This is a genomic window from Nostoc sp. CCY0012, from assembly GCF_963920855.1.
In the GTDB taxonomy this organism is placed as follows: Bacteria; Cyanobacteriota; Cyanobacteriia; order Cyanobacteriales; family Nostocaceae; genus Cyanocohniella.
In genome coordinates this window covers 37251-51802 of the sequence record NZ_CAWUDM010000014.1, presented here as the reverse complement: position 1 = coordinate 51802, position 14552 = coordinate 37251, and the positions used below count along the sequence as shown (strand labels likewise).

The 14552-nt window shown below is 41.7% G+C and carries 8 protein-coding genes; 7 read left to right on the top strand and 1 reads right to left on the bottom strand.

Features of this window, described 5'->3' with window-relative positions; all coding sequences use genetic code 11:
* The first annotated feature begins 60 nt into the window (after nt 1–60).
* The 7 genes from ACM0OS_RS05750 (at nt 61) to ACM0OS_RS05720 (ending at nt 13986) form a co-directional block, all read left to right on the top strand.
* Entirely contained in the window at nt 61–2565 is a 2505-nt protein-coding gene (locus ACM0OS_RS05750) for a hypothetical protein (protein WP_414542205.1), read from the top strand.
* A 123-nt stretch (nt 2566–2688) separates the two neighbouring features.
* Nucleotides 2689–3243 (top strand): hypothetical protein, encoded by a 555-nt coding sequence (locus tag ACM0OS_RS05745; protein WP_414542238.1) that lies wholly within the window; start codon nt 2689–2691, stop codon nt 3241–3243.
* A gap of 471 nt (nt 3244–3714) precedes the next feature.
* A complete protein-coding gene (locus ACM0OS_RS05740; protein WP_414542204.1) occupies nt 3715–5253 on the top strand; it encodes a hypothetical protein in 1539 nt (512 codons plus the stop codon).
* Nucleotides 5250–8972, top strand: coding sequence for a TonB-dependent receptor (locus ACM0OS_RS05735; protein WP_414542203.1), 3723 nt, complete (start codon nt 5250–5252; stop codon nt 8970–8972). The genes ACM0OS_RS05740 and ACM0OS_RS05735 overlap by 4 nt, the downstream gene beginning before the upstream one ends.
* 65 nt (nt 8973–9037) lie before the next feature.
* Entirely contained in the window at nt 9038–11161 is a 2124-nt protein-coding gene (locus ACM0OS_RS05730; RefSeq protein WP_414542202.1) for an OmpA family protein, read from the top strand.
* A gap of 72 nt (nt 11162–11233) precedes the next feature.
* A complete protein-coding gene (locus ACM0OS_RS05725; RefSeq protein ID WP_414542201.1) occupies nt 11234–13123 on the top strand; it encodes an SdrD B-like domain-containing protein in 1890 nt (629 codons plus the stop codon).
* 89 nt (nt 13124–13212) lie between these two features.
* Nucleotides 13213–13986 (top strand): Uma2 family endonuclease, encoded by a 774-nt coding sequence (locus tag ACM0OS_RS05720; protein ID WP_414542200.1) that lies wholly within the window; start codon nt 13213–13215, stop codon nt 13984–13986.
* Nucleotides 13987–13996: 10 nt separating this feature from the next.
* Here the strand turns inward: ACM0OS_RS05720 and ACM0OS_RS05715 are convergent, their stop codons facing one another.
* Complete coding sequence (locus ACM0OS_RS05715) at nt 13997–14197, bottom strand: hypothetical protein (RefSeq protein WP_414542199.1); 201 nt, start codon at nt 14195–14197, stop codon at nt 13997–13999.
* Nucleotides 14198–14552 lie beyond the last annotated feature (355 nt).

Below are 14552 nucleotides of genomic sequence, written 5' to 3'. Positions count from 1 at the left end.
ATTATTGCTTGGAAATAAATGCTCAATTATCTATAGAAAATCCAAAAATTAATAGTTTTGATGAACTACTGCAAGAAAAGTCGATCCAAAATTTACCGTTCGTTAGTAGCAACAACATTATTAACTGGAAGCTTTTTTCAATTTGCTATACCTGTTATAGCTGAAGGTACTAAAGCAGGTGAATCCATTAGTAACACCGCTACGGCTACTTACGAAGATCCAAATAATCCTGGAACAACCATTAATGCTACATCCAATACGGTAACTGTCACTGTAGCAGAGGTTGCAGGTATTACTGTTACCGCTTCCGGTGTGACCGATTCAACACCGAGTGACCCGGTTAAGGTTGGCGACACGGTTAACTATGCATATACAGTCACTAACGTTGGTAACGACCCCACCAGATTCCGGATTCCCAATTTGGCGCAGGTGACTGGGCCTGGTGTCGCAGGTACTTTAGAAGTCAGTTATGACGGTGGTACAACCTGGACTCCTATTGATGGTAGTGAATTGATCACAGATTCAATTCCTGCGGGTGGTTCTGTGTTAGTCAGGGTACCTGTGGTTGTACAACCAGGCGCTCAGGCGAACGATGTGATTACTGTCATCTTGGGTGATACACCAGGTAATGCTCAAAACCAACTGCGAGACCCGAATGGTGGTGACGTTTACACTGTAGATAACCTTGATGCTAGTGGTGTTGTTGATGAAGTAGATGGCGCACCAGTGAATGGTGTCCGTGAAGCTAGTGCTACCCAGCAAATCACTGTCAATCAGTCGCTAAAAACTTATGCTTTGGCTACAGTCCTGAAGACACGGACTGGTTATGAAAATGGGGGAACTCCAGCCATTGATGATGACAGATTGACCTACGGTTTGAGTTTACGGGTGGAATTGAATGACCCCACAGGAAATAACATCACCCCAGCACCGTTAGTGGGGACAGACATCAACCTCGATAGTTCTACCCAATCTCGGATCTTAGTATCTGATGCTATTCCCCTAGAGACTGAACTAGTAATAGCACCAACACCCCCTCCTGGTTGGCAAGTTGTTTATACAACTACTTCTGTAACTATTAATGCCAATCAAGCTGCTTGGACTACAACTGCTCCTGCTAATTTAAGTACTGTCACCCGGATTGGTTTTGTTAATAATCCCAGTACTGTCACAGCTGTTTCTCCTGGACAGACGGTAAATGGATTCACAGTACAGGTAAAAGTGAGAACTGGTGTGAGTTCACCATTAACGGTGAATAACATTGCCCAATTATTTGGTCAAACCTCAGGTATTCCTGGTGTTATCGTCTATGACGAATCTGGAGACCAAAACCCCAGTAACTATAACGATGATGGTAGTATTCCCCCAGGTTCAACCGATACCAATGGCGATGGTGTTCCTGACACAAGTCCAGACATCTCTGATGGTTATATTAATGACCCAGCTGACTTAGCTAATACTGGAATTGATACTGGTAACAACAACAGTGGTAGTGGCCTTGGTGGTGAAGCAAACACCTTTGTGATTAGAACTCCTGATGCAGCCGAAGTTCTGAATGGCCCACAAGGTCAACCAGCCGCAGTTGGCCCTAATGATAACAATGATGACTTCACTAACAAGTCAACGTTGGTACCCACCGATAAACAACCAGGCGATACACTTGACCCGTCATCTGTAGCCTTCACTAACACGGTACAAAATAGTGGGACTGATCCCAATAGCATTTCTTTAGTACCCACACCCCCAGCAGATAGTACCCATTTACCTGTAAATACAGTAGTTACCATTACCTCTGGTTCTGAATCCAAATCTTATGTATGGGATGGTACTGAATTCTTGTTTGATGCTGACGGTAACCCCAATACCACAGGCGATCAATCTGTAATTAATACGATTGCAGAATACATCACCATTCCTAACGTTGCACCAGATACAAGTGTTAACTACGGTGTGGAAGTGAATTTACCAGATGGTACACCTTTATCTACTGATATTAACCGCGGCTTCCCAGTACCAATTACTGCCTTTATTGATGATGGTAATCCTGGTTTACAAGGAACAGAACCTCAAAACATCACCATCAACCGTGTATATACTGGGTACTTGAAATTAGTGAAAGAGTCACGGATTCTAGCAGGAACTGGCCCGGCTGTACAAGGTAGTGATGGCACCTTTAGTAGTGATCCCAAGAAACCAGCACCAGGAAATATTATTGAGTACCGGATTAGATATAGCAATATTTCCGAAGCTCAATCTGGTACGGGTAATGTGATTTTACGAGCTAACAATGTAGTGATTACAGAAGACGGTGTTAGCAATGGTAATAACTGGGCTTTAGACAACGATGCTAACGGTCAAATTGATACGAGTAATATCGTCGGTTCAGCTCAAGATTCTGGTGCTGCCACAATTCAATTCTTCAATGGTAATCCAGCGACTAATCCTAGTATCGACCAAACAGGGACAACGGTAAATACTGATGTGACTAAGTATATCAATACTGTTACAGGTAATGTTGAACCTGGTCAAGAAAGGACATTTATTTTCCGTCGTCGAGTGAATTAAGACTCAACGGGGAACAATAGACGGGAAAGTTTTGTTGTTCTTCGTTGAACAAGTATTGGTGTGTAGAGGTTTAGTCATGCTATGTCTCTACATCCATTGACAACATTGTTTGAGGTGATGAAGATGAAGCGGATTTCAATTATTGGTATAGGTGCGATCGCCTTAATTGCTACAGTACCATTTATCGGGCAAATCCCCATATGGGATTCTGGAGTGGCGATCGCCCAAAATGCTCAAAAAGGACAAGTACAGTTACGTTTAGATGCGGAAAAACAAGTCATTTCTCAAGACCAACAAGGTAAGCAAGTCAAGAAATGGCAACCCTTACAAGGTAAAGTCCAAGTGCAGCCAGGTGATGTGCTGCGTTATACCTTAAATGGCGAAAATACAAGCGATCGCCCAGTCAAAAATCTGACTCTCAATCAGCCGATTCCCAAAGGTATGGTGTACGTGCTGAAGTCTGCAAATGTTGATGGGAATAAAAATAGCAAAATTACTTACAGCATTGATAATGGACGCAGTTTTGTGGAAAATCCCACGGTGAAAGTTACTTTACCTAATGGCAATGTGGAAACTCGTCCAGCACCAGCTAATGTTTACACCCATATCCGTTTGCATGTCCCTACGGTAGATGCCAAGTCTATAGTCAAAGCCAATTATCAAGTGCAAGTGCGGTAATGATACCGAGTTGCATTTGGGCTGGGAGTAGGGAATAGGGAGTAGGAATATTATATTTGAACGCAACTTAGTATGAATCGCAAATTCTTGGAGGGATTTAGTCCGGCTAAGTCTCTACGAGTAGTTCATCACCTTAGTTTTAAGACGCTGAGAAGAACAAACCGCAAAGATAAGGCAGTGCATTAAGCAAGTTCCCTGATTTAGCAACTGTCATACAAATAGCAAAAACAATTAAAAGGACGTGAGTTCGACGGATCTAAAAAACTCCGCTTCCATTCCTCTCCCTTGTAAGGGCGGCTAAACGCCGACTTGTAGCAAGTGGTGTTAGCGGCTTTGAAATGTCTATTTTTCGTTGAAAAGGCGAAATATATCTGCCCCTCTCCGCGTCAGAGAGGGGTTGGGGAGAGGTTCATCGAACTGACGTTAAAAGGGTATTACATTTTGGTGCCTCTCTTAAAGGAGAAATAGTGAGTGATTCGTTTACCAAAGCGACAAAAAAAATCTTTTTATAGTAGATGGTTCCAGAGTCTGACTGTAACTTTTTTGCTAGGAATGATATTGTTTTTTTCTATCCATGTAACAGCGCAAGAAGCAGGCAATTTGGTATCGCGTCCAGCTATTAATAATCAAGCTAGATATAGATATACAGACCCTAGTAATAATCTACAATTTCAAGGAAGCTCTGTTCAAATAAATGCTATTAGCAACCCCTTAGTTGACCCATTTGGCAGAATTTTAGGTTGTGGTGGTCAACCCTTGCCTGACTATACAGGGTTTTCTGTTGGTATATATGAGCCAAATCCCAACGACCCGACTGGTACAGAATTAGGTAACTTACTCACCTTAACTCGTACAGAATTGCCAGATATTCCTGATAATAATATTCCCGCTGGATTAGCGCCAAATACTGAAAATGTTAATCCGTATTTTTTAACTAATCAAGAACCCCGTGGTACTTATAACTTTTTATTAGATCCTAATGAAGGTCAAACTGATCCGGGTAAAATCTACATTTTTGTCGTTAATCCTCCTGCTAATTCTATTTATCAACAACGCCGCATCAAAATTGAACTCTTAACAAGTACTGGAGGCATCAATAACAGTGTTATTCGCTATGTAGCAACTTCTTTAGATGGAGAGCCAATTACTACTACCGGTGGTACGAGTTTTACAGACACAATTACGTTTGTTCCCAACGCCGAATTAGTAGGACTGGATTTATTAGCTTTTCGCTTCACTACGGGGATGTGTCAACCCAATCAAGTGCAGATTGTCAAAACAGGCGATCGCGCTACATCTGAACCAGGAGATACAGCGATTTATCGGCTGACAATTCGCAATCAAGGTGATGCAGGTTTGAACAATTTAATTGTGACTGACAACTTACCTTTAGGATTCCGGTTTTTACCAGAATCAGTTAGAGGAGAAGTAGGTGGTCAACCAATTGAGATTACTGCCTCTCACAACGGTTCGACAATCACATTCAATTCCGAAACCACCATTCCCATCGGTCAGGTGTTAAATATTGCCTACGCTGTGCAATTAACCCCCGATGCTGTGCGGGGTACTGGTCGTAATAGTGCGATCGTTAATGCCCAACGAGCTGATAACGGTTTTAGTACCAAAGATGGCCCAGTTACCCATCATTTAAAAATTCGCCCAGGAATTACCTCGGATTGCGGCACCATCATTGGTCGGGTGTTTGTCGATAAAAATTTTGATGGTGAACAACAGTCGGGTGAACCTGGTGTTCCTAATTCAGTAATCATTTTTCAAAATGGTAACCGTATTACTACTGATATCAATGGCTTATTCTCCGTTGCTAATGTCTTACCCGGTAGTCATACAGGAGTTTTAGACCTGAGTAGCCTCCCTGGTTACACCCTAGCTCCCAATCAAAAATTCCGCGAACGCAATAGCCAATCTCGCTTAGTTCGTTTAGAACCCGGTGGTTTGGTGCGGATGAACTTCGCCGTTACTCCCACATTTCAGGAGCGAGTTAACCAATGAAAGCCATGTACTACACCAATAATCTGAAGTTAATAGCAGTCATGGCCGGAACTATGAGCATGGTATTGTATCCGGCGATCGCTCATGCTGTGGAAGGGAGTGAGGACATTACCCTGCGGGAACGACTTCGTAGAACGACTGCGCTCCCTTCGACAAGCTCAGGGCATCTCAGTGCAGTGCTAGGGACTGGGGAACTGGGAACTGGGGAATTGGAACAGTTTCCAGAACTACAAATAGTAGGGGAAGATATAGAACCAACTGTTGACTCTCAGTTGCTGCAAGATTTGGGTCAAGTAGCAAAAGTAACAGACGAGCATCAACCAGATTCTTCTAACTCTCCTAACGAAATTACGCCTTTTCAGCCAGCGCCGGATATTCAATTACCCAAGGGTTTACGCCAACTAGCACAACTACAGGAAGACGCTACTCCTACGGTTAATATTCTGACTCCTACGGCGGATATGGTTGCCGATGTGCCAGCAACTACGGTAATGCTGCAATTTCCAGTAGGTAGTCAAATCGAATTGCGTGTTAACAATATGTTGGTTGATGCCACTTTAATTGGCAGAACGGAAACCGACGAGAGTAATAACTTGATAACGCAGACATGGTATGGTGTCCCGTTAAAAGAAGGAACTAATACGATTTCTGCTCAAATAGTTGATGCCACAACACCCCCTGTAACAGTCCAATTAACAGTTAGGGGAGCGCCTCAGCAACTCACATTAGCAACTGTAGAAGCGCGGATTCCGGCTGATGGACGTTCTCTAGCGACAATCAATGGTCAATTGATTGATGAAAATGGTAATCGCTCCAATCGTGATGCTGTTGTAACTCTGATACCTACGGCTGGTGAGTTTGTCGGTGTAGATCTCCATCCTGATCAACCGGGATTTCAAGTTGAGGCCAAGGGAGGACAATTTACAGCGCAATTGCGATCGCCTTTACAAGCACAAACTGTCCGGATTCGGGCTATATCTAACAATTTAGAAGCCTTTACCCAGTTGCCAGTAGAAACGGCTTTGCGTCCGAGTTTAGTGACTGGGGTAGTAGATGTGCGTTTGGGAGCAAGAGGTACTAATTTTTACAGCAGATTTCGAGATTTTCTGCCGCCAGATGGCAATAATAGTAGTCAATTAGATGTGCGTTCGGCGGTATTTGCGACTGGGAAAGTGGGCGATTGGTTGTTTACTGGTGCTTATGATAGTCAACGCAATCTCAACGAAGACTGTAATTGTGAGTCGCGCTTATTTCGCAATTATCAATTTAGTGAGCAAAATTATCCTGTTTACGGTGATAGTTCGACAATCGATGTCTTGACTCCTTCCACTGACAGCTTATACCTGCGGTTTGAGCGTTCGAGCAACATCCCCGGAAGCACCCCTGATTATGCTATGTGGGGGGACTACAACACCGAAGAGTTTGCTCGTCAGTCACAGCAATATACGGCAATTACCCGACAAATTCATGGTTTTAAAACTAACTACAACTTAGGTAACTTACAATTTACGGGTTTTTACGGTAATAATGTCCAAGGCTTTCAACGAGATGCGATCGCACCTGATGGGACTAGCGGTTTTTACTTCTTATCTCGGCGGCTATTAATTCCCGGTAGTGAAAATGTCTTTCTGGAATTAGAAGAACTCAATCGTCCCGGTACTGTATTAGAACGTCAACAACTCAACCGCGGCCCAGACTATGAAATAGATTATGATCGCGGCACAATTTTATTTCGTGAACCTATCCTCCGGACAGATATCAGTAATACCGGCGAAGTCTTAGTGCGTCGGATTGTGGCGAGTTATCAATATGAGAGTCAAGAGTCTAATAACAATATTTATGCAGGACGTTTGCAATACAACTTGTCTCGTGTCCTCAACCAAGAAAGTTGGGTAGCTGCAACCTACATCCGAGAAAATCAAGGGGTGCGTGGCTTTGAATTGTATGGCGCAGATGCCATGATTTCCCTAGGTTCACAGGGTAAGTTAATCGGAGAATACGCCCGTTCTAGTAATGATTCTGATTTAATGGGATTAGTAAGTGGTCAAGCTTACCGTTTAGAAGCCCAAGGACAGATTTTTAATAATTTACAAGGTCGTGCTTATTATCGCTTTGCCGATACAGGTTTTGCCAATAATGCCACCATTAGTTTTGTGCCTGGACAAACGCGTTATGGCGCACAACTCACAGGTAAATTAACTTCTAGAACTAATTTGAGAGTGCAATACGACCATGAAGATAACTTTGGCATTGCGCCCCAACCTTTAGACACCTTTGAAGAATTATTGGCACCACGTTCTACAGCAGTTCCTGGGAGTCAAGTTGATAATTCCCTGACGACAATTTCCGCTGGGATTCAGCAAAAAATTGGTAGTGCGAGTTTCGATGTGGATTGGATTCATCGGAATCGAGAAGACCGGATTCCTACCAACCCTTTAACTAGTAAATCAGATCAACTGCGTTCGCGGCTCACACTTCCTGTGGTACAAAACCTGACTTTTATCGCCCAAAACGAACTCACTTTATCCAATCAAACAGACACCGTATATCCAGACCGGACTATTTTAGGTTTAAATTGGGCAGCCATACCAGGAATTAATATTAGTCTGGCGCAACAGTTTTATAGTCGTGGTCAATTTGCCGGTAACTCCATTACGAGTTTGAGTGTCAACGGCGAACACAAACTAGGTACAGATACCAGCATTACCGGACGTTACTCAATTTTAGGAGGTGCTAACGAAATTACTACCCAAGGTGCCATCGGTTTAAATAATCGTTGGACAATTGCCCCTGGATTACGGCTAAATTTAGCTTACGAACATGTATTTGGTAACTTCATCGGACGTACCGGTGCAGGTCAACAATTTGTTCAACCCTTCGCCATTGGTCAAAGTGCAGCAGCCCTTGGGGTTCAAGGTGGCGATAGTTACAGCGTGGGATTGGAATATACAGATAATCCGAATTTTAAAGCTAGTGCTAGGTTTGAACATCGCAGTTCTAGTAGTGGCAGTAATTCAGTAATTTCCGCAGGGGCTACAGGTAAAATTTCGCCATCGCTCACAGCTTTATTGCGTTATCAACAAGCTAATTCCGCCAACCAAAAATTAACAGGATTAGGAGATACTGCTCATTTAAGGGTAGGTTTAGCTTACCGCGACCCCAGCAATGATAAATTTAATGCTTTATTGCGTTATGAATACCGTAAAAACCCGGCAATCATTCCTGAGACTATCTTTTTAGGTAGTGGTACAGGTTCTCAAGATCATACCTTTGCGGCTGAGGCTATTTATGCACCCAATTGGCAATGGGAATTTTATGGTAAGTATGCCTTACGTAACAGCACTTCTAATTTAGCTAACGATTTAGTAGGGACAAGTACGGTTAATTTAGGACAATTGCGCGCTACCTATCGTTTAGGCTACAGCATGGATTTAGTGGGAGAGGCACGCGTTACTCATCAATCCAACTATACAGAAACAGGTTTTGTTGTGGAAACTGGTTACTATCTGACACCTAATTTGCGGGTAGCAGCTGGGTATGCTTTTGGTAAGGTTGATGACCGAGATTTTTCAGGAACGCGTTCTGCGGGTGGGCCTTATTTGGGTTTGACTTTGAAGTTGAATGAGTTATTTAGCGGTTTTGGGTTACAAAATATCGGTACACCGCAGCAACAAGAGTCGGTGGTGAAAAGTTTGGTCGAACGGTTGAGGAGGAGATAATGAAAAATCAGCATTTAGGGTTTAAGAAATTAAACGAACCACAGAGACACAGAATACTCAGAGGAATGAGGTCTTTTAAAACTTTTATTCTTTGCGTCTCCCTTCGGGTTCGCAGTTCCTTCAAGTCGGCAAAGCCGCCCAACGGACTGCTCACTGCGCCTCTGCGTGAGACAAAAATCATTTTATTATTCATACTACTAGCATTTCCAGATATAACTCACGCTCAATCACCCCTTACCAATTTACGCATAATTGTCAACAGCAACCAAGACACAATACAAACAGATAATTTCCTGACATTACGAGAAGCAATTCATCTAGTCAACGGCACATTATCAATAGAAAATCTGAGTGATGCAGAAAAATCTCAAATAGAAATCCTACAATGCAATCAACCATGCTCCCGCATTGAATTTAATCTTCCTCCATTACAAACAACTATTGAATTAAAAGAAATTCTGCCTAATTTAACTACACCTGGTTTAACAATCGATGGCACCACTCAACCAAATTATGACCTTAGTAAATCACCCACAGTCAATTTTCCTGTTCCCATACCAATTGTCGTAATTACTCCAGCACCTCAACAAGAAATATATCGGGGCTTATCAATTTTTGCCGATAATATTACCATTCGCGGTTTAAGTCTTTTCGGTTTCACCTCCCAGCACCGAGAAACCGCCAGTACACCTGCTGCTGATATTTTTATTGCCGCAAAAGACCAATTTCATCACACCCAACCACCTAAAAACGTCATCATTGAAAATAATTGGTTGGGTATTCCCCCTGATGAAAGTATGCCTCAAACTACATCTGCTTTTGGGGTGTATGTATTCAATGGCTTAAATACAACTATTAAAAATAATCGCATTGCTTATCACGATGGTAGCGGTATTATTACCGGGGTTAATGCTGAAAAAATGCAGATTATAGACAATATTATTATGGGCAACGGTTTAGCAGGAATGCCCGACGCCATTCGTTTAGAAGGAAAAATTGATCAATCTGTAATTCGTTCTAATTTACTTTGTGCTAATGATGGTAGCGGCATATTTATGTTTAATCCAGAGGGTAAAGTGCAAATTCACGACAATCAAATCAAATTTAATGGTCGTCGTCTTCGCCGTGCTGGTGTTTATGTAATGGGAAGTGACCATCAAATAATCAATAACTTAATTAGTCATCAAACTGGCCCCGGTGTTGTGGTGACGGCTTTTCCTGTTGGCGGTTCTTTCCATCATGGTGCATCGATTCGTAACGTCATTACAAATAACAGTTTTGCTAACTTAGAAGAACTCAGCATTGATTTAATTACCAATGGTCATGTTGCTGTGCAAGATTGGCAAAGAGGTGACGGCAAAAATCCACAACGCAACTCTAAAAATCGCCGTTTAGATACAGGTAACGCCGCAATTAACGCACCAGAATTTCTGGCTAGGGAATTTGTCAGTATTAATAATCAAGTCAATCTCGATGGGGTTGCTGATCCTCATTCGCAAGTGCAAATTTACAATGTGGGTCATGATGGCGCATTAAATCAAGTGATTACTACCGTCACAGCCAATGAACAAGGACGATTTGGTGTCACCTTGGATCATTCACAACTGGGAGAAATGATCAGTGCGATCGCTACTCTTCCTGAATATGGAACCTCGGAACCAGCAGAAAATGTCCGGATTGCTAATTCATCTTCTATTTCCCCATCTTCTGTTCCCCATTGTCTCACCCGTCATCAACCACCAGCACCTAAACCTGAACCTATACCCGAATCCATACCCGAACTGCAACCAATTCGTTTACAAGTACCTAATAACATTCACTTCGCCCTAGATAAAGACTTGATTAGTCCCCGGAGTGGCGAAATTCTCAATCAAATCGCTGCTGTCATGCAACAGCATCCTACTATCATCATTGAATTACAGGGACATACAGATTCTCGCGCCAGTGATGCTTACAACCAAGCTTTAGGATTACGACGTGCTAACAACACTAGAAATTACCTGCTAAAAAAAGGGATTGCACCAGAAAGAATGACGATTCGTTCTTTTGGTGAGAGACAACTAAAAACCCCTGGAAGAGATAGACTTGAACATGCTTACAATCGTCGTGTTGAAGTTATTTTCTTGGATATTCGTGGTGTGGAAATTATTTTAACAAAACAAGATAGTGACTTACAGATTGAACCATAAAAACTTAGTTATTGAGAAGATTAGAACTTAGCAAAATATGAATTATCTAAATATAATTAACGGAACCAAAAAATGAACTTTTTATTTAAAAAATTAATCCCAATTAATCAGTGTTTTCCTCTTGGCTGGCATCTAGGGATAGCAGGAGCGATCGCAATGGTAACAGCGAGTCCAGTTGCGGCTCAAGTGGGGATAACTGGCGTGACTGCTACATACCAAACAGGAACATTTAGTACTTATAGTACTCAGGTAGGTAATCCATGTAGTACTGGCAATTATCCTGGAGGTTGTGGTAGCAATATCGATTTACAATTTGGGGTAGGTGCAACTAATGACTTAGTATTATCAGGTTTTCAAGTCGGAACCCAGAACTACACTTTAATAAATTTAGCTGACAGTGTAGAGTTTCGCCGTATTAATAATGCTAATACAACTGGAGAAAGACAACTTGTTTTCTTTCCGTCAGTTAATAATACTCAAATGCGTTCTTCTTATACAAACACAATGGCTGAAGCTATGCTCAGTACTATCATTAATAGAGGTATTGACAATGCTTTTTCTAATGATGCTAGTACCGCTAGTAATAATATTGAGCGCATTGATTATATTATTTCCGCAGGTTTAGCTGTACCAAATGCGTCTCTTGGAAATATTGGTTTTTTGATTTTAGAACGTGGGGGGAATGACCCGTTCAAAATAGCCGCCATAACAGAACTAGATGCAAATGGTAATCCTAGTAAATTTGGCCCCTTAAAGAACGTTCCTGCAAATACCTGGGGTAATAGTGGAACTAGTATTACTAGCGCAGTCATGCGTCGAGAAGAACTTGAACCAGTATTTAGACCATCACATACAGTTCCCTCACAATCAATATCTGGTATTTATATTTCTATATCGTCTCTTGACATGACTCCGGGTGAAAAAATCTATGGTTATGCTCTTTTTCCTAGTGATATTACGGATAGCAACGATTTAATTAATCTAACTGACTTTCCCCTCACTACCTCTGGTGCTTCTGGAGCAGGAGGATTAGATTTGATGGCGGGAGGGGGTATATTTATGCTTGATGGTCTGACTACAATCTCTGGTAATCTTTACAAAGACGAAAATAATGATAGTAATTTCAATAATGGTGAGCCAACTTTACCTGCTAATATCAGCGTCAGATTAATTAATGCTAGTAATACTGTGATCGCCACTGCTAATACAGGTAGTAACGGTGAATACTTATTTACAGGTATTCCTAACGGTAATTATACAATTCAAGTAGATACCAATGACCCAGATATTCCTAATGGACATACCTTAACTACAGCAAACAACTTGGCTGTGAATCTTTCTGGTACTCCTGTCACCAATCAAAACTTCGGGTTTAACCAACCTGTAGCTAGTAATCCCAATATTATTTTAGTCAAGCGCATCACAGCACTTAATTCCACCAGATACACTGACCTCATTGATGGGGTAAATGATATCAACTCTCCCCATTATGTCCCTGCGCCTCATGATGCAGATGATAATCACCCCAATTGGTTTGCTAATTATTTACAAGGTAGGTTAAATGGTGGTACGGTGCTACCAGAAGACGAACTAGAATATACTATCTATTTCCTGTCTACAGGAGATAGTACTGCACCTAATGTATTAATGTGCGATCGCCTGCCCCAAAATACCACTTTTATTCCCACAGCCTTTAATAATGGTTTACTAGGTGCAGATAAAGGCATTTTACTAAGTTACAACGGCGATAACATACCTCTGACCAATATTGCAGATGGTGATGGTGGTCAATATTTTCCTCCAGGTGTAGAACCTACAACCGTTTACCCAAATATTGACTGTGGCGGCGTTAATCATAGCGGTGTTGTAGTCGTCAACTTAGGGGATGTACCTCCCGCTACAAGTCCTGGTACACCAAGCGATTCCTATGGATTTATCCGTTTTTGGGCAAAAATTAAATAATCAAGTATTGGCAGTGAATTATTCAGATATCCGCAGTTCTCTGCTACCTTAAAAACATCCCTATTCCACATCCTGCTGAGGGCAAAGCTATGATATCGCAAATCCCACCGCAGACTCAACCAGAGGTCATTTATCCAGATAGTGACGGAAAACCAGTGGCGAATAACACGATTCAGTTTCGCTGGATTGTCGAAATTAAACAAAATCTCGATTGGCTATTTGCTGATGACCCAAACGTATTTGTGGCTGGCGATTTATTTTGGTATCCAGTAGAAGGGCGTAATAACATTGTCAACGCCCCGGATGTGATGGTAGTTATAGGCAGACCGAAAGGCGATCGCTTATCTTATCTACAATGGAAAGAAGGTAAAATTGCACCGCAAGTAGTCTTTGAGATTCTCTCTCCTAGCAACACAAAAGTAGAGATGGAGAAGAAACTACTTTTCTATGACCGCTATGGTGTAGAGGAGTATTACATTTATGATCCTGATAGCAATAATCTCCAGGGTTGGCTGCGTGGTGAAGATGGTTTAGATGTCATCCCTCAAATGGCAGATTGGGTAAGTCCGAGATCACAAATTCGTTTCGTACCATCAGAGACTGGGTTGCAGCTTTATCGTCCAGATGGTGAACGTTTTTTAAGTTATGCAGAGATTTCCCAACGCTTAGAACAAGAACGCCAACGGGCTGAACAAGAACACCAACGGGCTGAACAAGCAGAACAAGCCAGAAGAAATGCTGTACCTCAATTATTGCAAATGGGATTGAGTGTAGAACAAATTGCCCAAGCATTAAGTTTATCAGTGGACGAAGTGCGATCGCCTCCGGCACTGCGCTCCGCGCAATCGTTTGTTTCAGAATAAGGTTTTGATTTTAGGGGAAAAATGGTCTGAAAACCTGATATAACAGAACAATCACAATGGGGACAATAATGGGGATAAATACAATTAGTGCTGATTTGTCAAAGCGAATTGCTTGACCTTCCGACTTCACAAGAGCAATTACCGCAGCAACTCCCATGAGTATCCAAATAAAGCCGAAGATCATAAAGATAGTAAATGCTGAATCTGGCATTTTCTCTATAGTGTTTATCTAAGAAATTTCATCTCTAGGCTAGCTTTAATTAACTGGCGATCGCCTAAATATTTATAATAAGCAGTTGTACATAATTAATCACACAAAGTTTGGTCTGCAACTTTACAAAGCCCTTGCAGGAATACTCTGTGAGCAGACAGATCGATAATAAAATATAAATTAGATAAATAAATATTTTTATCTTCTAATCCGCCTCTACCAAAAGAACTATTTATAATTAGCACCTATTAGAGATTATTAAGCTGACACCAGATAATCCTCTATTCTTTGAAAACAAATATTAAATTAAGCTTAAAATCAATTTTAAAAATTTTTCAATGGGATACTAAATTTG

Bases quoted from the DNA above. Each gene is read 5' to 3' on its own strand.
- ACM0OS_RS05730 (WP_414542202.1), top strand. From the start codon at position 9,038: ATGAGGTCTTTTAAAACTTTTATTCTTTGCGTCTCCCTTCGGGTTCGC.
- ACM0OS_RS05720 (WP_414542200.1), top strand. From the start codon at position 13,213: ATGATATCGCAAATCCCACCGCAGACTCAACCAGAGGTCATTTATCCA.
- ACM0OS_RS05725 (WP_414542201.1), top strand. From the start codon at position 11,234: ATGAACTTTTTATTTAAAAAATTAATCCCAATTAATCAGTGTTTTCCT.
- ACM0OS_RS05715 (WP_414542199.1), bottom strand. From the start codon at position 14,197: ATGCCAGATTCAGCATTTACTATCTTTATGATCTTCGGCTTTATTTGG.
- ACM0OS_RS05745 (WP_414542238.1), top strand. From the start codon at position 2,689: ATGAAGCGGATTTCAATTATTGGTATAGGTGCGATCGCCTTAATTGCT.
- ACM0OS_RS05735 (WP_414542203.1), top strand. From the start codon at position 5,250: ATGAAAGCCATGTACTACACCAATAATCTGAAGTTAATAGCAGTCATG.
- ACM0OS_RS05750 (WP_414542205.1), top strand. From the start codon at position 61: ATGAACTACTGCAAGAAAAGTCGATCCAAAATTTACCGTTCGTTAGTA.